At 72.1% G+C, this 18,663-nt stretch carries 18 protein-coding genes; 12 read left to right on the forward strand and 6 right to left on the reverse strand.

The window, feature by feature from the left end; translation table 11 throughout:
- Window positions 1–246: 246 nt before the first annotated feature.
- The 3 genes from IEY71_RS12720 to IEY71_RS12730 all read left to right on the forward strand — a co-directional run bounded on the left by IEY71_RS12720 (window position 247) and on the right by IEY71_RS12730 (window position 3,478).
- Entirely contained in the window at window positions 247–1,455 is a 1,209-nt protein-coding gene (locus tag IEY71_RS12720) for a substrate-binding domain-containing protein (RefSeq protein WP_189085972.1), read from the forward strand.
- A 116-nt stretch (window positions 1,456–1,571) separates the two neighbouring features.
- Complete coding sequence (locus IEY71_RS12725) at window positions 1,572–2,441, forward strand: sugar phosphate isomerase/epimerase family protein (RefSeq protein ID WP_189085692.1); 870 nt, start codon at window positions 1,572–1,574, stop codon at window positions 2,439–2,441.
- Window positions 2,438–3,478 (forward strand): sugar phosphate isomerase/epimerase family protein, encoded by a 1,041-nt coding sequence (locus tag IEY71_RS12730; RefSeq protein WP_189085693.1) that lies wholly within the window; start codon window positions 2,438–2,440, stop codon window positions 3,476–3,478. The genes IEY71_RS12725 and IEY71_RS12730 overlap by 4 nt, the downstream gene beginning before the upstream one ends.
- A 199-nt stretch (window positions 3,479–3,677) precedes the next feature.
- Here IEY71_RS12730 and IEY71_RS12735 read toward each other — a convergent pair whose 3' ends face one another.
- From IEY71_RS12735 to IEY71_RS12745, 3 genes are all read right to left on the reverse strand, one after another.
- The gene (locus IEY71_RS12735; RefSeq protein WP_189085973.1) at window positions 3,678–4,352 is read right to left on the reverse strand and encodes an ABC transporter ATP-binding protein; all 675 of its coding nucleotides are present in this window, start codon (window positions 4,350–4,352) and stop codon (window positions 3,678–3,680) included.
- Between the two features lie 74 nt (window positions 4,353–4,426).
- Window positions 4,427–5,944: an ABC transporter permease gene (locus tag IEY71_RS12740; protein WP_189085694.1), complete on the reverse strand. Its 1,518-nt coding sequence runs from the start codon at window positions 5,942–5,944 to the stop codon at window positions 4,427–4,429.
- Window positions 5,945–6,288: 344 nt separating this feature from the next.
- Window positions 6,289–6,702, reverse strand: a complete 414-nt coding sequence (locus IEY71_RS12745) for an SIP domain-containing protein (RefSeq protein WP_189085695.1) — start codon at window positions 6,700–6,702, stop codon at window positions 6,289–6,291.
- A gap of 254 nt (window positions 6,703–6,956) precedes the next feature.
- Between IEY71_RS12745 and IEY71_RS12750 the strand changes: the two genes are divergently transcribed.
- Window positions 6,957–7,697 (forward strand): response regulator transcription factor, encoded by a 741-nt coding sequence (locus tag IEY71_RS12750; RefSeq protein ID WP_189085696.1) that lies wholly within the window; start codon window positions 6,957–6,959, stop codon window positions 7,695–7,697.
- On the forward strand, window positions 7,694–9,253 hold the full coding sequence (locus tag IEY71_RS12755) for a sensor histidine kinase (RefSeq protein WP_229781723.1): 1,560 nt from the start codon (window positions 7,694–7,696) through the stop codon (window positions 9,251–9,253). Before IEY71_RS12750 ends, IEY71_RS12755 begins: the two co-directional genes overlap by 4 nt.
- A gap of 77 nt (window positions 9,254–9,330) precedes the next feature.
- On the opposite strand, the gene IEY71_RS12760 is transcribed toward IEY71_RS12755, so the two are convergent.
- Both IEY71_RS12760 and IEY71_RS12765 read right to left on the reverse strand, forming a co-directional pair.
- Window positions 9,331–9,768, reverse strand: coding sequence for a MarR family winged helix-turn-helix transcriptional regulator (locus IEY71_RS12760; protein WP_189085697.1), 438 nt, complete (start codon window positions 9,766–9,768; stop codon window positions 9,331–9,333).
- A gap of 10 nt (window positions 9,769–9,778) precedes the next feature.
- Window positions 9,779–11,509 (reverse strand): MDR family MFS transporter, encoded by a 1,731-nt coding sequence (locus IEY71_RS12765; protein WP_268243564.1) that lies wholly within the window; start codon window positions 11,507–11,509, stop codon window positions 9,779–9,781.
- 356 nt (window positions 11,510–11,865) lie between these two features.
- Here IEY71_RS12765 and rplJ point away from each other — a divergent pair, with 356 nt between their 5' ends.
- The 5 genes from rplJ (at window position 11,866) to add (ending at window position 16,016) form a co-directional block, all read left to right on the forward strand.
- On the forward strand, window positions 11,866–12,381 hold the full coding sequence (rplJ, locus tag IEY71_RS12770; protein WP_189085698.1) for a 50S ribosomal protein L10: 516 nt from the start codon (window positions 11,866–11,868) through the stop codon (window positions 12,379–12,381).
- Window positions 12,382–12,424: 43 nt separating this feature from the next.
- Complete coding sequence (gene rplL, locus IEY71_RS12775) at window positions 12,425–12,817, forward strand: 50S ribosomal protein L7/L12 (RefSeq protein ID WP_189085699.1); 393 nt, start codon at window positions 12,425–12,427, stop codon at window positions 12,815–12,817.
- A gap of 224 nt (window positions 12,818–13,041) precedes the next feature.
- A complete protein-coding gene (locus IEY71_RS12780) occupies window positions 13,042–14,142 on the forward strand; it encodes a BMP family lipoprotein (protein ID WP_189085700.1) in 1,101 nt (366 codons plus the stop codon).
- A gap of 93 nt (window positions 14,143–14,235) precedes the next feature.
- Window positions 14,236–15,033 carry a nucleoside phosphorylase gene (locus IEY71_RS12785; protein ID WP_189085701.1) on the forward strand — a complete coding sequence of 266 codons (798 nt, stop codon included), beginning with the start codon at window positions 14,236–14,238 and terminating at the stop codon, window positions 15,031–15,033.
- Between the two features lie 11 nt (window positions 15,034–15,044).
- Window positions 15,045–16,016: an adenosine deaminase gene (gene add / locus IEY71_RS12790; RefSeq protein WP_189085702.1), complete on the forward strand. Its 972-nt coding sequence runs from the start codon at window positions 15,045–15,047 to the stop codon at window positions 16,014–16,016.
- Window positions 16,017–16,032: 16 nt separating this feature from the next.
- Here the strand turns inward: add and IEY71_RS12795 are convergent, their stop codons facing one another.
- Window positions 16,033–16,812 carry a GntR family transcriptional regulator gene (locus IEY71_RS12795; protein ID WP_189085703.1) on the reverse strand — a complete coding sequence of 260 codons (780 nt, stop codon included), beginning with the start codon at window positions 16,810–16,812 and terminating at the stop codon, window positions 16,033–16,035.
- A 116-nt stretch (window positions 16,813–16,928) separates the two neighbouring features.
- Between IEY71_RS12795 and IEY71_RS12800 the strand changes: the two genes are divergently transcribed.
- Window positions 16,929–17,393, forward strand: a complete 465-nt coding sequence (locus tag IEY71_RS12800) for a MarR family winged helix-turn-helix transcriptional regulator (RefSeq protein ID WP_189085704.1) — start codon at window positions 16,929–16,931, stop codon at window positions 17,391–17,393.
- Window positions 17,390–18,634 (forward strand): MFS transporter, encoded by a 1,245-nt coding sequence (locus IEY71_RS12805; RefSeq protein WP_189085705.1) that lies wholly within the window; start codon window positions 17,390–17,392, stop codon window positions 18,632–18,634. Before IEY71_RS12800 ends, IEY71_RS12805 begins: the two co-directional genes overlap by 4 nt.
- Window positions 18,635–18,663 lie beyond the last annotated feature (29 nt).

Genomic DNA, 18,663 nt, shown 5'->3' on the forward strand with positions numbered 1-18,663 from the left:
GCGGTGCAGGGCGCGATCATCATCCTCGCCGTCGCCTACTCGGCGACCACCTTCCGCGCCAGGCGCCGCGGCCGGGCCCTCGAGGCCCCGGCCGGTCGGCCGCCGGGCGCCCCGCCGCCCCAGGCGGCCCCAGAGACTTCGCCCGCATCCGGAGCGAAGACGGACGAACTCCCCGGAGACGCCCGCCACCCCTGCACCCATTCCCTCGACGCAGAGGGCAGACAACGAAACCAAGGGAGGTTCGTGATGCGACGCAGGTTCACCGTGGCATCCGCCATGGTCGGCGCCGTGGCGCTGATGACGCTCGCCGGTTGCACGACCGATCCGAGCGTGACCGACTCGAGCGAGGCGCCCGAGTCCAGCGAGGAGGCATCGGTCGAGTGGTTCGACCAGGCCCTCTTCGACAAGCAGAACGCCGAGCGCACCGTCGTGCCCGAGGGGCCCGAGGGGCAGCCGTGGCTGCAGACCATCAACGCGGAGCTCGTCGACACCGCGCAGTACGCGAGCACCGGCCCGAAGAAGGCCTGCTTCGCGAACGCCTCGATCTCGAACCCGTGGCGCCAGACCGGCTGGATCACCATGAACCAGCAGCTCAAGGTGCTGCAGGACGCGGGCGTCATCAGCGAGATGGAGACCCGCGACGCGCAGGACTCCGACGACACCCAGATCGCCGACATCGACTACTTCATCGACGAGGGCAACTGCGACATCTTCCTGATCTCGCCGAACTCGACGGCGGCGATGACGCCCGCCGTGGAGCGCGCCTGCGACACCGGCAAGCCCGTCGTGGTCTTCGACCGCGGCGTGCAGACCGACTGCCCGGTCACGTTCATCCACCCGATCGGCGGCTTCGCCTGGGGCATCGACACGGCCGAGTTCCTGATCGACAACCTCGAGAAGGGCGACAAGGTCGTCGCGCTCCGCATCCTGCCGGGCGTCGACGTGCTCGAGCAGCGCTGGGCCGCAGCCGAGAAGCTGTTCGACGAGGCCGGCATCGAGGCGGTCGACTACTTCACCGGTGCGGACCCGGCCGAGATCAAGAAGATCATCTCGGACGAGCTCGCCAAGGGCGAGGTCCAGGGCATCTGGATGGATGCCGGTGACGGCGCCGTCGCCGCGATCGAGGCCTTCGAGGACGCTGGTGCGGACTACCCCGTGATGACCGGCGAGGACGAGATGAGCTTCCTCCGCAAGTGGAAGGAGACGGGCCTCACCGGGCTCGCCCCCGTGTACTCCAACTTCCAGTGGCGCACGCCGCTGCTGGCCGCGCAGAAGATCTTCGCGGGCGAGCAGGTGCCGGTCGAGTGGGTGCTGCCGCAGTCGCCGATCACGGCCGAGGAGGTCGACCAGTACCTCGCGCTGAACGAGGGCATGCCCGACGGGCACTACGCCAAGTTCGGCGGCGAGGACCTGCCCGGCTACCCGCAGGTCTGGGAGGACCGCGTCATCCCGTAACCCGGCGCTGGGGGAACACGCCGATCGCGTATCGGGACCGCGGCGCACGCCGCGGTCCCGATACGCTCACCATCGACACGGGCGCCGGCGAGGGCGAGGCGCCGCGAGGAGGCCGCATGCGCCGCATCATCGGCGTGAACACCTGGGTGTGGGCGTCGCCCCTCACCGACGAGAACCTGCCGGAGCTCGCCGCGAAGGCGGCCGGCCTCGGCTTCGGCGCGATCGAACTGCCCGTCGAGCAGCCGGGGGACTGGGCGCCCGAGCCGGCCGCCGAGGTCCTGGCGAGGCACGGGCTCGCCCCGATCGTGGTCGGCGCCATGGGGGCCGGCCGCAACCTCCTCGCGGCGCCGGGCTCCGAGATCGTCGCGACGCAGAACTACCTCGTGCACTGCCTCGGGGTCGCCGAACGGCTCGGCGCGCAGGTCGTCGCCGGCCCGTTCACCTCGGCGACCGGACGGGCGTGGCGGATGGATGCCGCGGAGCGCCGCGAGCGCATCGAGGAGCTCCGCCGCAACCTCGCTCCGGTCGTGCGCCAGGCAGAGGCCCGCGGCATCCGCCTCGCCGTCGAGCCGCTGAACCGCTACGAGACGAGCCTCGTGAACACCGTCGAACAGGCGCTCGACGCCCTCGGCCCGCTGCTCGGGCCCGGCCTCGGCCTCGCGCTCGACAGCTACCACCTGAACATCGAGGAGCGCTCGATCGGCGACGCCATCCGCGCCGCGGGGGAGCACCTCGCCCACGTGCAGGTCTGCGGCAACGACCGCGGCCCCGTCGGCGACGACCACCTCGACTGGCCGGACTTCCTCGACGCGCTCGACGACGCCGGCTACGCCGGCCCGCTCGGGCTCGAGAGCTTCACCGGCGAGAACGCCACCATCGCGGTCGCCGCCTCCGTCTGGCGCCCGCTCGCCGCGTCGCAGGACGAGCTCGCCGCGCGCAGCATCCGCTACCTCCAGGCACTGCAGGACGAAAGGGCAGGGGCATGACCGACACGACCGCATCCTCGACGGGCGCGAACGGGGGCCACCCCGTCACCCTCTTCACCGGCCAGTGGGCCGACCTCCCGCTCGAGGAGGTCGCCCGGCTCGCCGCCGGCTGGGGCTACGACGGCCTCGAGCTCGCCTGCTCCGGCGACCACCTCGACCTGAAGCTCGCCGAGGAGGAGCCCGGCTACCTCGCCGAGCGGGTCGAGCTCCTGAAGCGGCACGGCCTCGAGGTGCACGCCATCTCGAACCACCTCACCGGCCAGGCCGTCTGCGACGACCCGATCGACTTCCGGCACGAGGCGATCGTGCGCCGGTACACCTGGGGCGACGGCGAGCCCGAGGGGGTCAGGCAGCGCGCCGCCGAGGACATGAAGCGGGCCGCCCGGGTCGCCCGACGCCTCGGCGTCGACACCGTCGTGGGCTTCACGGGCTCGTCGATCTGGCCGTACGTGGCGATGTTCCCGCCCGTGCCGGAGTCGGTGATCGACGCGGGCTACGAGGACTTCGCGACCCGCTGGAACCCGATCCTCGACGTGTTCGACGCCGAGGGCGTGCGCTTCGCGCACGAGGTGCACCCCTCCGAGATCGCCTACGACTACTGGTCGAGCGTGCGCGCGCTCGAGGCGATCGGCCGGCGGGAGGCGTTCGGCTTCAACTGGGACCCCTCGCACATGATGTGGCAGGGCATCGACCCGATCGGCTTCATCGTCGACTTCGCCGACCGCATCTACCACGTCGACTGCAAGGACACCCGGCTCCGCCCGCCCACCGGCCGCGCTGGCATCCTCGGCTCGCACCTCGCGTGGGGCGACCCCCGGCGCGGTTGGGACTTCGTCTCGACGGGGCGCGGCGACGTGCCCTGGGAGGACGCGTTCCGCGCCCTCGACCGGATCGGCTACACCGGGCCGATCTCGATCGAGTGGGAGGACGCCGGGATGGACCGCCTGCACGGCGCGCCCGAGGCGCTCGAGTTCGTCCGCAAGCAGCTCTTCCCCCGGCCGACCGCCGCCTTCGACGCGGTGTTCTCGAACCAGTAGCGCCCGGCCCGCTTCGACGAGCTCAGCGAACCACACTGGTTCCCTGAGCCCGTCGAAGGGAGCCCGGTTCCCCTGGTTCCCTGAGCCTGTCGAAGGGAAGGGAGCCCCCCCGCTTCGACGAGCTCAGCGAACCACGCTGGTTCCCTGAGCTTGTCGAAGGGAGCCCCACCGCTTCGACGAGCTCAGCGAACCACCGGGCTCAGCGAATCACGCCCTCCGTCACCACCCCGTCGCGGAGGTGCAGCCGCCGCTCCGCCCGCCGCGCCACGGCCGAGTCGTGCGTCACGATGACGAGGGTGAGCCCGCGATCCCGGCGGATGCCCTCGAGCAGCTCCAGGATCTCGTCCCGCGTCGCCTCGTCGAGGGCGCCCGTCGGTTCGTCGGCGAGCAGCACCTCGGGCTCCTTCACGAGCGCCCGGGCGATCGCGACGCGCTGCTGCTGCCCGCCCGACAGCTCGCCCGGCATGTGCCCGGCCCGGTCCGCGAGCCCCACCGCGGCCAGCGCCTCGCCGGCCCGGCGCGTGCGCTCCGCCGCGGCGACGCCGAGCGGCGCGAGGGCCGCTTCGACGTTCTCCTGCGCGGTGAGGGTCGGGATCAGGTTGAAGCCCTGGAACACGAAGCCGAGCTGCGCCGCGCGCACCCCGGCGAGCTTCGCGTCGGGCAGGTGCGACAGCTCGGCCTCGCCGAGCACGACCCGTCCGCTCGTCGGCCGGTCGAGCGCGCCGAGCATCTGCAGCAGCGTCGACTTGCCGCCACCGGTGGGCCCCTGGATGGCGACGTGCTGCCCGGCGGGGATCTCGAGCGTCACGTCCTTCAGCGCGGTCACGGTGCGCTTGCCCTGATACTGCTTGGTCACGTGGTCGAGCCGGTACATGGCGGCGGTGCTCCTCTGGGTCGGGCCGCTCGGCGGGGCGGCGGTGGCGCTGGGCGGGGTGGATGCCGCGGGGCTCATGCGACGCTCCGCAGGGCTTCGGCCGGCCGCAGCCGGGCGGCGCGCCAGCCGCCGATGACGCCGGCGAGCATTCCGCCGAGCACGGCGAGCCCGACGGCGATCGCGATGACGCTCAGGGTGACCGGGGCGCTCAGCACGACCTCGGTCGCGGTCTGGCTCGCGGCCGCGCCGAACGGTCCGCCGGCCATCCCGCCCGGAGGGGCGCCGGCCGAGGCATCCGCTCCCTGCATCGCACCGGGACCGCCGGCGGTGAACCCGCCCCCGGTGCTGCCGCCGAGCGTGAGCCCGAGCAGGTTCACGACCCAGATGCCGGCGAGGCCCACGACGAGTCCCGCGGCGCCGCCGATGAGTCCCTGCACGAGGGATTCGCCCGCGACCTGGCCGACGATGCGGCGGTTGCGCCAGCCGATCGCCTTGAGCGTGCCGAACTCGCGGGTGCGGCGGGTGACGCCCTGGATCGTGAACAGGATGGCCGTGAGGAACGCCGCCGCGAGCACGGCGATCGAGACCCAGAGCCCGAGATTCGAGATAAGCGCGGAGGCGCTGCCGAGCGAACCGGAGACCTGCGCCGCGAGATCCGACTGGGTCGACACGCTCGTCTCCGGCAGCGCCTCCTCGATCGAGGCCTGCACGGCGTCGATCCGGTCGGCCGAGGCGGCCTGCACGTACACGTCGCTGACCTTGCCCTCCTGGCCGGAGAGCGACTGCGCGAGGTCGAGCGGCACGTACGCGTTCGACGCGGTCGTCGCGTCCGCGGAGGTCGAGGCGACCGTGCCGACGATCTCGAACTCGGTCCCGCCGAGCTCGATCGCGTCGCCGACGGCGAGCCCGGCGATCGCCGCGTAGCTCGCGTCGAGCACGGCGACCGCCTGGCCGGCGTCGGATGCCTCGAGCCCGCGTCCCTCGTCGACGGCCGCCGCCGACAGCGGGCCCACGGCGGCGCCCGCGGGGTCGATGCCGAGCACCGTCACCCGGTCGACGTCGAAGGCGCTGCCGCCGGCGCCATCGAAGCCGCCCTGCGGCGGCGCACCGCCGCCATCCGGCGCCGTCTGCACCTCGGTGCCGCCCTGGTCCTGGCTCATCGCGGGCAGCTCGCCGGAAAAGGTGACGTTCTCGAGCGCGAGCGTCGCGGCCGCGGCCTCGACGCCGTCGATCGCCTGCACGGTGTCGAGCGCGGCCGCGTCGAAGGTCTGACTGCCGGGCCCGGAGGTGAGCCGGGACTGGCTGAGCGCCGTCGAGCCGTCGGCGGTCTGCCCGGCGCCGGCGTCGAACTCGAAGCGCTGCGGGCCGCCGGCGGCGCCGCCCTCGCCGGGCGCGGTCGGCGTCGCGGTGACCGTCAGGTCGGTGCCGACGCCGTAGACGGACTGCAGCACCTCGGCCTGGGCGTCGCGCATGCCGGTGGAGACGGCGTTCACGATCATCACGAGCGCGATGGCGAGCGCCATCCCGATCGCGACGATCGCCGTCTGCCTCCGCCTGCCGGCGAGCTCGCGCCGGAGGAAGGTGAAGAACATGGGGGTCCTCTCGTCGATGGGGGTCGACGAGACGCTAGGCACGCGCGCTATGGCGGGACTTTGGCCCGGCTATGCGTTCTCCCTGGTGCCTGGCTCCCTGAGCCTGTCGAAAGGGGCTGGTCGAAGGAGCCCCGTCCGCTTCGACAGGCTCAGCGCACCAACGTGGTTCCCTGAGCTTGTCGAAGGGAGCACCCCCGCTTCGACAGGCTCAGCGCACCAACGTGGTTCCCTGAGCTCGTCGAAGGGAACACCCCCCGCCTCGACGGGCTCAGCGCACCATCCCGTGGTTCCCTGAGCTCGTCGAAGGGAGCCCTCGCCTCGACGGGCTCAGCGCATCGGGCGGCTCAGGCCTCGCCGGCGCGGTTCGCGGCGAGCTCGAGCCCGATGGCGTGCACGAAGCCGCTGACGAGGTCGCTGCCCTCACAGCCGATCCAGATCGCGTACTCCGCTCGGGCGTCCTCGTCGGCGCGCATCCACTCGTCGAGCCACGCGTCGGCCGCGCGCACGCACGCCGCCCCCGCGGCGCCCTCCCGACGGAACCAGCGGACGGCGACCCCCTCCGGAGCGGTCATCGGCTGCGCCGGGATCGGCCCGTCGGACTCCAGCGCCACGAATCCGCGCACGTCGAGCGGGGCGACGGCGAGCACCCGGCTCACCTCGAGCAGGTCGGCGGCGCCCGCGGCGATGAGCAAGTGGCGGCGGGGCGGAGGCCCGTCGTCGACGAGGTCCGGCCGGCGGTTCGGGAGGAAGCACAGCATGGCAGCAGCTTAGGTTTGCCTTACCTAAGCCGCAAGGGGTGGAGTCGGTTCGCTGAGCTTGTCGAAGCGTGCGCGAATTCCCTTCGACAGGCTCAGGGAACCACCGGTATGGTCCGCTGAGCTTGTCGAAGCGTGCGCGAGTCCCCTTCGACATGCTCAGGGAACCAGGGGGTCCCTTCGACGAGCTCAGGGAACCAGGGGAGCGCACAGCCGGGTCATAGCCAACGCATAGCCCGACGCGGATACTTGGAAGCATGAGCACCCCCGCACCCGCCCGCGCGCCGCAGATCGCGAAGCCCGACGGCTCGATGGTGCGCGTCCTCGTCGTGGACGACGAGCACTCGCTCACCGAGCTGCTGAAGATGGCGCTGAAGTACGAGGGCTGGGACGTGCGCACCGCGGGCGACGGGCTCACCGCCGTGAAGGTGGCCCGCGAGTTCCGCCCCGACGCGATCGTGCTCGACATCATGCTGCCCGACATCGACGGGCTCGAGGTGCTGCAGCGGGTGCGCGCCGACGGTGCGGAGACCCCCGTGCTCTTCCTCACCGCGAAGGACGCGCTCGACGACCGCATCGCCGGGCTCACCGCCGGCGGCGACGACTACGTCACGAAGCCGTTCAGCCTCGAGGAGGTCGTGGCCCGTCTGCGCGGCCTGATCCGCCGCTCGACGCTCACCCTCGCCCAGGCGAAGGACCCGGTGCTCCGCGTCGGCGACCTCACCCTCGACGAGGACTCCTACGAGGTGCACCGCGACGGCGAGCTGATCGAGCTCACCGCGACCGAGTTCGAGCTGCTCCGCTACCTCATGCGGAACCCCCGCCGGGTGCTCTCGAAGGCGCAGATCCTCGACCGGGTCTGGTCGTACGACTTCGGCGGCAAGGAGTCCGTCGTCGAGCTCTACATCTCCTATCTGCGCAAGAAGATCGACGCCGGCCGCACGCCGATGATCCACACGGTCCGCGGCGCGGGCTACCTGCTGAAGGCCGCGGAGTGACGCGGCCGGGCGACCCGGGCTACGCGGCGGAGTCGCGAGCGCGGGCCGAGCGCGGCGACGGCGCGGATGCCGAGGCGCACGCCGGCGCCGAGGCATCCGCCCGCCGTCGCTGGACCCTGGAGCGCCGCCTCGTCGTCGCGATGGCGGCCCTCCTCGCCGCCGTCAGCGTCGTGGTCGGCGTCGTCAGCGTCACCGTCTTCCACGGCTCCTCCGTGCAGAGCGTCGACGACGACCTGCGCACCTCGCTGCAGCGCGCCGCGACGGGCATCGCCGCCGTGCCGACCCCCGGCGGCGACGTCGGTCTCGCGCTCGACGTGCCAGGTCAGTCGGCGGGCACGATCGCGGCCTTCGTGAACCACGACGGCTCCGTCGACGGCGCCCGCTACATCGCCGACGGGGGACAGGTGCTGACGTTCCAGAGCGGGGCGGTCGCCGAGCTCGGCGACGTGGCCGCCGACGGGCGGGCGCACACCGTCTCCCTCGGTGGGCAGCTCGGCGAGTACCGGGCGATGGCGACCCCGGTGCTGCCGCAGCTGAACGTCGTCGTGGCGCTGCCGCTCGCCGGCGTGAACCGCGCGACCGGGCAGCTCGCCCTCACCATCGCCCTCGTCGCGCTCGCCGGCCTCTTCTTCGCGATCGCCTTCGGCACCCTCATCGTGCGCCGCGCCCTCGTGCCGCTCGCGCGGATGACCGACACCGCGCTCGCCGTGTCCGAGCGCCCGCTCGACCGCGGAGACGTCGACCTCGACGAACGCGTGCCCGTCGACGACCCGCGCACCGAGGTCGGCCGGCTCGGCACCGCCTTCAACCGCATGCTCGGGCACGTCTCGGGCTCGCTCTCGGCGCGCGAGCAGTCCGAGCGCAAGGTGCGCCGCTTCGTGGCGGATGCCTCCCACGAGCTGCGCACCCCGCTCGCCTCCATCCGCGGCTACGCGGAGCTCACCCGCCTGCACGGCGGCACGCTGCCCGAGGACGTCACGCACGCGATCTCCCGCATCGAGTCGGAGTCGCTGCGGATGACCGAGCTCGTCGAGGACCTGCTGCTGCTCGCCCGCCTCGACGAGGGCCGGGAGCTCGTGCACAGCCGGCTCGACCTGCGCACCGTCGTCGTCGACGCCGTCGGCGACGCCCAGGTCGCCGGCCCCGACCACGAGTGGTCGGTCGAGGTGCCCGAGGGTCCCGTCGAGGTCTCCGGCGACGACGCCCGGCTCCGCCAGGTGCTCGCGAACCTGCTCGCCAACGCGCGCGTGCACACGCCGGCCGGCACCGCGGTGCACGTCACCGTCACGCCCGAACCCGGCGACGGCGAGGACCCCGGCGTCGTCCGAATCGAGGTCGCCGACGACGGCCCCGGTATCGACGAGGAGGTGCGCGACACGATGTTCGAGCGCTTCGCCCGCGGCGACGCCTCGCGCTCCCGCCGGGCCGGGTCGACCGGGCTCGGCCTCGCGATCGTGCGGGCCGTCGTCGAGGCGCAGCACGGCACGGTCTCCGTCGAGTCCGAGCCGGGCCGCACCGTCTTCACTGTCGAGCTCCCGCTCGCCCCCGCCGCCTGAGCGGAAGCCCCGGCGGCGACGCCGAACGGCCCGCCCCCGGGAGGGGGCGGGCCGTCCGAGTCGAGTGCCGACCGGGTCTACGCGTCGGCGAGGACGCCGAGCATCTCGGCGAAGAGCAGCAGTTCCTCGGGCGTGCGCTCGCGGAGCGCGGCGTGCAGGCGCGACTGGTTGCGCGCGCGCACCGAGGTGACCCGCTCGAGCGCCAGGGGCGTCGGCACGAGCACGCGCACCCGCCCGTCGCGCTCGTCGGGGCGGCTCTCGAGAAGGCCGACCTCCTCGAGCATGCGCAGCTGGCGGCTGACGACGCTCTTGTCCATGTCGAACAGCTCCGCGAGCACGTGGGCGTTCGTGGAACCGAGTCGCACGACGGTGGACAGCAGCTTGTAGCCGGCCGGGTTCAGCTCGGGGTGGATCTGCTGCGCCGCCTCCTTCCACACGGTGCGGGCGCGACCGAACACGACGGAGAGCTGGTCTTCCACGCGCGCGATCGCCTCGTCGACGGAGGACTCGGTCATGGCACTCATGCTACTTGCGGGCCGGGGCCGGCTCGCCCTCCGAAGCGGTGGTGGATGCCTCGGCATCCGCCGCCGTGCGCGGTTCGCGCGAGGCATCCGCCCGCCCGATCGCGACCGAGGCGGTGACCGGCGAGCCGGTCTCGGCCTCGGCGAGGTCGATGGCGACCTCCTCGGCCTCCTCGGCGAGCGACTGCGCGGCGTTCTTCGTCGACAGCGGCTTGTTCGGCAGGAAGGCGATCGCGATGAGGCTCAGCACGGCCAGCGGGATGGCGATGATGAACACGTCGGCGATGCCGTGGCCGTACGCGCCCTCGACGATCACGCGGATCGCGTCGGGGAGCTCGCCGACCTTCGGCACGTTGCCGGACGCGAGGCCCTTGAGCGCCGCGACCTCGTCGGCCGAGGACGGCGTGAACTTCGCGAGCCCGTCGGTGATGTGGGTCGTCACCTGGCTGGCGAGCACGGAGCCCATGATCGTCACGCCGATGGTGCCGGCGATCGAGCGGAAGAAGTTCACGTTCGAGCTCGCGGCGCCGAGCTGCGAGGCCGGGGTGTCGTTCTGCACGATGAGCGTGAGGTTCTGCATGACCATGCCGAGGCCGGCGCCGAGGATCACCATGTACACCGAGACCCAGAGGAAGTCGGTGTCGTAGCGGAGCGTCGACATGAGGCTCACGCCGGCGATGATGAGCGCGGAGCCGAGCAGCATCCAGCCCTTCCACTTGCCGAAGCGCGAGACGAGCTGGCCGATGCCGATCGAGGCGCCCATCTGGCCGACGATCATCGGGATCGTCATGAGGCCCGACTCGGTCGGGGTCGCGCCGCGGGCGAGCTGGAAGTACTGCGCGAGGAAGACGCTCGTCGCGAACATCGCCACGCCCACCGAGATCGAGGCGATCACGGAGAGGGTGAAGGTGCGGTTGCGGAACAGCGACATCGGCACGATCGGCTCGGGCACGAAGAACTCGGTCACGATGAAGGCGAGGAGCGCGAGCACCGCGCCGCCGATCATGAGGTAGCTCTGCATGGAGTCCCACTCGAACTGGCTGCCGCCCATGGACACCCAGATCAGGAGCACGGAGACGCCGACGGTGAGCAGCACGGCGCCGAGGTAGTCGATGCGCACGCGCGCGCGGTTCGGCTTCGGCAGGTGCAGGGTGCGCTGGATCATGATGATCGCGGCGACCGCGAAGGGGATGCCGATGAAGAAGTTCGCGCGCCAGCCGAAGGCGTCGGTGATGACGCCGCCGAGGAGCGGGCCGCCGATCGTGGCGAGCGCCATGATGCCGCCGACGACGCCCATGTACTTGCCGCGCTCGCGCGGGGAGATGATGAGCGCGACCGCGATCATGACGAGCGACATGAGGCCGCCGGCGCCGAGGCCCTGCACGACGCGGACGGCGATGAGCATGCCGGTGTCCTGCGCGAAGCCGGCGATCGCCGTGCCGACGACGAAGAGGCCGAGCGCGAGCTGCAGGAGCACCTTGCGGTCGACGAGGTCGGCGAGCTTGCCCCAAATCGGGGTGGAGACGGCGGTCGCGAGCAGGCTCGCGGTGATGACCCAGGTGTAGGCGGACTGGTCGCCGCCGAGGTCGGCGATGATGACGGGCATCGAGGTCGAGACGACCGTGCCGGAGAGCACGGCCACGAACATGCCCATGATGAGCCCGGAGAGTGCGGTGAACACCTCGCGGGCGGAGCGGGGTGCCTCGGTGGTCGAGGCGGTGAGCTGAGACGTCAAAGAAGTAGTCCTCGTAGAAAGTTGATGTGCGTCAACGATAACTCTGTCGTTGATGTACGTCAACTATCGACCTTGGTCAACTATTCCCGCCTCGCCGGTTCGGCGACGCGGGCGCGATTTGGCGGATGGCGCGGGGTCGGGTACGCTGATCCGAGCCAAAGACCGCTGGTCGTCGTGCCCGAAGGGGTTCGACCGAAGTTCTTGCGAGAGCAGGAGGCCCGCGCAGGTGTGACGAAGTCTCTCCGGAATCCTCCGGCCCGAAGCTCCGCGCGTCTGCGCCGGAGCTTTTTTTCATGCCAGCGCTCCCAGGCCGTGCATCGTCACCGCGATGCGCGATGAAGACACAAGGAGTGGCCATGGCGAACAAGGAAGCCGCGGTTGCCGAGCTCCAGGAGATGTTCCAGAGCTCGACCGCCGTTCTGCTGACCGAATACCGCGGCCTCACTGTTGCTCAGCTCAAGGAGCTGCGCAAGTCCATCAGTGGGGACGCGAGCTACGCCGTGGTGAAGAACACGCTGACCAAGATCGCCGCGAACAACGCCGGCATCTCGGCGTTCGACGACGCCCTCGCGGGCCCGTCGGCGATCGCGTTCGTGCACGGCGACCCCGTCGCCGTCGCGAAGTCGCTGCGTGACTTCGCCAAGGCGAACCCCCTCCTCGTGGTCAAGGGCGGCTATTTCGATGGCAAGCCCCTGACCGCCGAAGAGGTAGGCAAGCTCGCCGACCTCGAGTCCCGCGAAGTGCTGCTGGCGAAGCTCGCCGGCGCCTTCAAGGCCTCGCTGTTCGGAGCCGCATATCTGTTCAACGCGCCGCTGTCGAAGGCCGTCCGCACGGTCGACGCGCTGCGCGAGAAGCAGGAGTCCGCTGCGTAAGGCGCGAGCCACGCTGCGGTGAGTACACAACAAGGAGAGAAAAATGGCAAAGCTTTCGACTGAAGAGCTGCTCGAGGCGTTCAAGGAGCTCACCCTCATCGAGCTCTCGGAGTTCGTCAAGGCGTTCGAGGAGACCTTCGAGGTCACCGCCGCCGCCCCGGTCGCCGTCGCGGCCGCTGGTGCGCCCGCCGCCGGTGGTGGCGACGCCGCCGCCGAGGAGGAGAAGGACTCGTTCGACGTCGTCCTCGAGGCCGCCGGCGACAAGAAGATCCAGGTCATCAAGGTCGTCCGCGAGCTCACCTCGCTCGGCCTCGGTGAGGCGAAGGCCGTCGTCGACGGTGCTCCGAAGGCCGTCCTCGAGGGCGCCAACAAGGAGACCGCCGAGAAGGCCAAGGCCGCCCTCGAGGAGGCCGGCGCCACCGTCACCCTCAAGTAATCCGGCGCACTCCCTGCGAGTGCACCCCGCTTGAGGCGACGAACGTCGCTGCAGTACACGGATGCCCCGTGCCGATTCGTTCGGCACGGGGCATCCGTCGTTGCGGAGCCGGTCCGCGCGGTCGGCGCGCACTGACCATTGCCTTCGTCGGCCGAGAGGTATAACATCATACTGCGCGGGGAGCGAGTGCCCCGCGTCCTCCGCCCCCAGACAAGGACGTCATGATGCGAAGCTTCCCCCGACCCCTGCTCGCCGCCGGCCTGACCGTCGGCGCCGTGGCACTGCTCCTCACTGGCTGCGGCGCCGCGCCGACGTCGAGCGACGACGCGGCCGCCGCGAGCGATTTCACCCCCTGCGCCGTCTCCGACATCACCGGCTTCGACGACAAGGACTTCAACCAGCTCACCTACGAGGGCGTGAAGGCCGCTGCCGACGAGCTCGGCACGAAGGTGCTCACCGCCGACTCGAACACCGAGGACCAGTACGCGGGCAACATCCAGGGCCTCGTCGAGCAGGACTGCGACTTCATCGTCACGGTCGGCTTCGCCCTCGCGAACGCCACCAGGGATGCCGCGGAGCAGGCGCCCGAGGTCGACTTCGCGCTCATCGACAGCACCGTCACCGACGCCGAGGGCGCGCCGCTCGCGCTCGACAACGTGAAGCCCGTGCTCTTCGACACCGCCCAGGCCGCGGCCCTCGCCGGCTACCTCGCCGCGGGCGTCACGAAGACCGGCTCGGTCGGCACCTACGGCGGCATGCCGTTCCCCTCGGTCACGGTGTTCATGGACGGCTTCGCCGACGGCGTCGCGCACTACAACGAGACCCACGGCACCGACGTGAAGGTGCTCGGCTGGGACAAGGCCGCCCAGAACGGCCTCTTCGTCGGCGGCTTCGACGACCAGATCAAGGCGCGCACCCTCACCGAGGGCCTGCTCGACCAGGGCGCCGACGTCATCATGCCCGTCGCCGGGCGCCTGTTCGAGGCGAGCGCCGCCGTCGCCGACGAGCGCGGCACCGACCTCGCGATCATCGGCGTGAACGGCGACGTCTACGACGCCGTGCCGAAGTTCCGCCAGTACTACCTGACCTCGGTGCTGAAGAACCTCACCACCGCGGCCGAGGAGGTCACCCTCGCGGCGGCCGCCGGAGACTTCTCGAGCACCCCCTACATCGGCACGCTCGAGAACGAGGGCGTCGGCATCGCGCCGACCCACGACTGGGAGTCGCGCATCGACCCGGGCCTGCTCGACGAGGTCGAGGAACTGCGCCAGCAGATCGTCTCCGGCGAGTTCGTCGTCGAATCGCCCTCGTCGCCGAAGGCCTGAGCGGGCCATCCGCTCCGCTCCGCCACTGCACGCGCTCCCGCGCATCCCCCTGCCCGCGCACCCCGCGCACCCGAACGAAAGGCCCGCGCCACGATGACCACGACCACCTCCGCCACCACCGCTGCTGCCACCGCCGTCGACAAGGCCAGCGCCGGGATCGGCGAACGCCAGTACCACATCGGGGTCGCGCCCGGCGAGGTCTCGACGGTGGCGCTCCTGCCCGGCGACCCGTTCCGGGTGCCGATGATCGCCGAGTTCCTCACCGACGTGCGCACGGTCGCGCACCAGCGCGAGCACCTCACGATGACGGGCGACTACAAGGGGCGGCGGATTACGGCGACCTCCACCGGGATGGGCTGCCCCTCGGCGGCGATCGCGGTCGAGGAGCTCGTCCGGGTCGGGGTGACCTCGTTCATCCGGGTCGGCTCCTCGGCCGGACTGCAGGCCGGCATCGCGCCGGGCGACCTGCTCGTGAGCGAGGGCTCGCTGCGCAACGACGGAACGACCGCGGCGTACGCGATGACCGGGTACCCGGCCGTCCCCGACCTCGCGATCACCGCCGAGCTCGCCCGCACCGCGCGGGAGCTCACCGAAGGCACCCGGGCGAAGGTGCACACCGGCATCAGCGTGAGCGACGACGCCTTCTACGCGGAGACCCCGGAGTGGATCTCCACGCTGCACGAGCTCGGCGTCACGAACGTCGAGATGGAGGCCTCGGCCATCTTCGTCGTCGCGCGCCTCCGCGGCGTGCGGGCCGGCATGATCTGCTCCACGTCGAGCAACCTCTACGACGGCACGAGCCTCTACTCGGGCGTCAAGGAGGCGCTGAAGGAGGGCTGGATGCGCAGCATCGAGGCGGCGCTCGAGACCGCCGTGCGGCTCGAGCTCTGAGCCGCGGGCCGATGCTGATCAACCTGCACAGCCACCTCGAGGGGCGGGTGCGGCCGGAGACGGCCGCCGAGCTCGCTCGGGGGGCCGGCGTGCCGGAGCCGCCCGCCGGCTGGGCGCGGGCGCTCCGGCTCGACGGGCCCGCGGATCTCACCGCGTACCTCGAGAAGGTCGCCGCGAGCTATCCGTTCTTCCGCCGGCTCGACGCGATCGAGCGGATCGCCAGGGAGGCGGTCGAGGATGCCGCGGCGGGCGGCCAGGACTACCTGGAGCTGCGCTTCGGGCCGGCCACGCACGCCGACGACGATCGGGGCCTCGCCGAGGTGATCGCCGCGGTCGCCCGGGGGATGGCCGCGGGCAGCGCCGCGAGCGGGATGCCGTCGGGCGCCGTCGTCGCCGCGCTCCGCCACCACGACGAGGCGACGAACCTCGCGGTCGCCCGGGCGGCGGCCGCGGCCGCCGGCGACGTCGTCTGCGGCTTCGACCTCGCGGGCGACGAGTCGCGCTTCCCGCGGCACGACGTGCACGCGCCGGCGTTCGGCGTCGCCGCCGCGGCGGGCCTCGGGCTCACCTGCCACGCCGCCGAGGCGGGCGAGGCGGCGGCCGTGGCCGACGCGCTCCACTGGCTCGGCGTCAGCCGGATCGGGCACGGCGCGCACCTCGTCGACGACCCGGAGCAGCTCGCCCGGGCGGCCGATGCCGGGCTCGTCGTCGAGATCTGCCCGACCTCGAACCACTTCACCGGGGCGATCGATCGGGTCGCCGACCACCCGGGTGCAGCCATGCGGCGAGCCGGGGTCCGGCTCGCGCTCGGCGACGACAACCCGATGCAGACGGGCTCCGACCTCGCGGCCGAGCGCCGAGTGCTCGTCGCGCAGCTCGGCTGGGACGAGCGCTCGCTCGCGGAGCTCGATCGCACGAGCGTCGCCGCGGCGTTCCTCGAGCCGGCGGTCCGGCGCGCGCTCGAGGCGCGGCTCCCCGTCTGAGCGGAGACGCTCCCGCTCAGCCGCCCGAGGACTGCCGCACCGCGAGGTGCCCGACCGAGGGCGCGACGATGACCTTCGCGAGGTAGGCGGGCCGGCCGTCGAGGTCGGCCGTCTGCGTGAGCAGCATGACCGGGTCGGCCGCCTTCAGCTCGAGCTGCTTCGCCCGGGTCGCCCCGGCGACGCTGACGCCGATGCGGCAGACCCCGGTCACGAAGGCGAGCCCGGTGCGGTCGATGATGCGCATCAGCACGGTCGAGCGGGCCTCGTCGATGTCGGGGAGGGCCGCCTCGACCGCGGCGCCGAAGCCGGCCCGGTCGTCGCCCACGGGCAGGTACTCCTGCACGACGGCGATCGGCTCCCCGTTGCGGGAGGCGATCGCCTCGCGGAACCAGAACCGGGCGTCGTCGGCGAGCTGCAGGTACGTCGAGACGAAGTCCGTCGCGGTCTGCTGGGTGAGCTCGACGTGGCGCAGCTCGATGGTGACGCCGGGCTCGGCGAGCACGAGCTCGAGCGGGCGGAACTCCTCGAGCCCCGCGTGCGGCACGGCGTCGGCGACGAAGCGGCCGACGCCCCGCCTCGTGCTGATCAGGCCGTCCTCCTCGAGCAGCATGAGCGCCTCGCGGACGACGGTGCGGCTCACGCCGAGCGCGGTGCCGAGCTCGGTCTCGCGGGGGAGGGCCGTGCCGAGCGGGAACACCCCGGTGCGGATGCCGTGGGCGATGCGCGAGTAGACGGCCACGCGCAGCGGCTGGCCGGGTGAGGTGAGCAACGGCTGTTCGAGGTAGCTGGTGCCCATCTGCGCCCTTTCGTCTGCGTCGCCGCGCTCGCGCGCAGCCCTCCTATTCTCGCGGGTCGGCGGGGATTTCGTGGGCAGTCCAGAGATATATAGCCAGGCTATGTATACTGGTGGGCATGCCACGCGACCTCGACCTGCCCGCCCTCATCGGCGCGCTCGTGTCGGCGAACAGCCGGCTCGTCCGCGTCGCGGCGACCGCGACCGGCAGCGAGGAGTCGCCCGCCGTCTGGCGCACCCTCGGCGTGCTGCGCGACCTCGGCCCGCTGCGCCTCGGCGAGCTCGCCAGGGTCAGCCGGGTCACCCAGCCGACCATGACGAAGCTCGTCAACGCGCTCGAGGAGCGCGGCTGGGTGCGCCGCACGCCCGACCCCGACGACGGCCGCGCCCTGCGCGTCGCCGCCGAGCCGGCCGGGCTCACGGCGCTCGACGCGTGGCGCGACGAGCTCACGGCGACCATCGCGCCGATGTTCCCAGAGCTCTCCGACGACGACCTCGCCGCCCTGGAGCGCACCGTCGCGGTGCTGCAGGCCGGCCTCGATCGGGCCGACGCCAGCCTCGGCCGCAGCAAGGAGCACGAATGAGCCACGGCTCGCACGAGACATCCGCATCCATCCTCAAGCAGCCGAAGGCGGTGTGGGCGGTCGCCTTCGCCTGCGTCATCGCCTTCATGGGCATCGGCCTCGTCGACCCCATCCTGCCGGCCATCGCCGAGAGCCTGCAGGCCACGCCGACCGAGACCGAGATGCTCTTCACGAGCTACCTGCTCATCACCGGCCTCGCCATGCTCGGCACGAGCTGGCTCTCGAGCCGCATCGGCGCGAAGAAGACGCTGCTCATCGGCCTCGGTCTCATCGTGATCTTCGCGGCCGCCGCGGGGCTGTCGCAGAACGTCGAGTCCGTCATCGGCTTCCGCGCCGGCTGGGGACTCGGCAACGCGCTGTTCATCTCGACCGCGCTCGCGACGATCGTCGGCGCCGCGTCCGGCGGCACGGGCTCGGCGATCATCCTCTACGAGGCCGCGCTCGGGCTCGGCATCGCGATCGGCCCGCTCCTCGGCGGCCTGCTCGGCCATCTGAGCTGGCGCGGCCCGTTCTTCGGCACCGCCGCGCTCATGGCGATCGGCTTCATCGCGATCGTCGCGTTCCTGCGGCCGGAGCAGGATGCCGAGAAGCCCGTGCCGACGAAGCTCTCCGCGCCCCTCCGGGCGCTCCGCCAGCCCGCGCTCGCGGTGCTCGCCGCCGCCGCGCTGTTCTACAACATCGGCTTCTTCGTGCTGCTCGCCTACTCGCCGTTCCCGCTGGGCTTCGACGCGCTCGGGCTCGGCTTCACCTTCTTCGGCTGGGGCCTCGCGCTCGCGGTCACCTCGGTGTTCGTGGCGCCGCTCCTGACGGCCCGGATGCCGCGCACCCGCGTGCTGTGGATCGCCCTGCCGCTGCTCGCCGTCGACCTCGTCGCCGCGGGCCTCGTGATCGCGAACCCGACGGCGCTCGTCGTCTGCATCGTGATCGGCGGCCTCGTGCTCGGCGTGCTGAACACGGTGCTCACCGAGTGCGTGATGGAGGCGACCGACCTCCAGCGCTCGGTGGCCTCGAGCGCGTACTCGGCGGTGCGCTTCCTCGGCGGCGCGGTCGCCCCGCCCGCCGCGGCGGAGCTCGCCCACCTGATCGCGCCCGACGCCCCGTACTACGCGGCGGCCGGTTCGGTCGCCGTCGCGCTCGTCATCGTCGTGCTCGGGCACCGGGCGCTGCGCCGCGTCGACCGCGTCGAGGCGGAGCCCGCGCTCACCGAGGCCGAGGCGATCACCGCGGGCGACGCCGGCTAGATCCGCAAGACGTCACTCTTTGTGGGTGC

This window comes from Agromyces mediolanus (assembly GCF_014648575.1).
GTDB classification, from domain to species: Bacteria; Actinomycetota; Actinomycetes; order Actinomycetales; family Microbacteriaceae; genus Agromyces; species Agromyces mediolanus.

Bases quoted from the DNA above. Each gene is read 5' to 3' on its own strand.
- IEY71_RS12720 (WP_189085972.1), top strand. From the start codon at position 247: ATGCGACGCAGGTTCACCGTGGCATCCGCCATGGTCGGCGCCGTGGCG.
- IEY71_RS12725 (WP_189085692.1), top strand. From the start codon at position 1,572: ATGCGCCGCATCATCGGCGTGAACACCTGGGTGTGGGCGTCGCCCCTC.
- IEY71_RS12730 (WP_189085693.1), top strand. From the start codon at position 2,438: ATGACCGACACGACCGCATCCTCGACGGGCGCGAACGGGGGCCACCCC.
- IEY71_RS12735 (WP_189085973.1), bottom strand. From the start codon at position 4,352: ATGTACCGGCTCGACCACGTGACCAAGCAGTATCAGGGCAAGCGCACC.
- IEY71_RS12740 (WP_189085694.1), bottom strand. From the start codon at position 5,944: ATGTTCTTCACCTTCCTCCGGCGCGAGCTCGCCGGCAGGCGGAGGCAG.
- IEY71_RS12745 (WP_189085695.1), bottom strand. From the start codon at position 6,702: ATGCTGTGCTTCCTCCCGAACCGCCGGCCGGACCTCGTCGACGACGGG.
- IEY71_RS12750 (WP_189085696.1), top strand. From the start codon at position 6,957: ATGAGCACCCCCGCACCCGCCCGCGCGCCGCAGATCGCGAAGCCCGAC.
- IEY71_RS12760 (WP_189085697.1), bottom strand. From the start codon at position 9,768: ATGACCGAGTCCTCCGTCGACGAGGCGATCGCGCGCGTGGAAGACCAG.
- rplJ (WP_189085698.1), top strand. From the start codon at position 11,866: ATGGCGAACAAGGAAGCCGCGGTTGCCGAGCTCCAGGAGATGTTCCAG.
- rplL (WP_189085699.1), top strand. From the start codon at position 12,425: ATGGCAAAGCTTTCGACTGAAGAGCTGCTCGAGGCGTTCAAGGAGCTC.
- IEY71_RS12780 (WP_189085700.1), top strand. From the start codon at position 13,042: ATGCGAAGCTTCCCCCGACCCCTGCTCGCCGCCGGCCTGACCGTCGGC.
- IEY71_RS12785 (WP_189085701.1), top strand. From the start codon at position 14,236: ATGACCACGACCACCTCCGCCACCACCGCTGCTGCCACCGCCGTCGAC.
- add (WP_189085702.1), top strand. From the start codon at position 15,045: ATGCTGATCAACCTGCACAGCCACCTCGAGGGGCGGGTGCGGCCGGAG.
- IEY71_RS12795 (WP_189085703.1), bottom strand. From the start codon at position 16,812: ATGGGCACCAGCTACCTCGAACAGCCGTTGCTCACCTCACCCGGCCAG.
- IEY71_RS12800 (WP_189085704.1), top strand. From the start codon at position 16,929: ATGCCACGCGACCTCGACCTGCCCGCCCTCATCGGCGCGCTCGTGTCG.
- IEY71_RS12805 (WP_189085705.1), top strand. From the start codon at position 17,390: ATGAGCCACGGCTCGCACGAGACATCCGCATCCATCCTCAAGCAGCCG.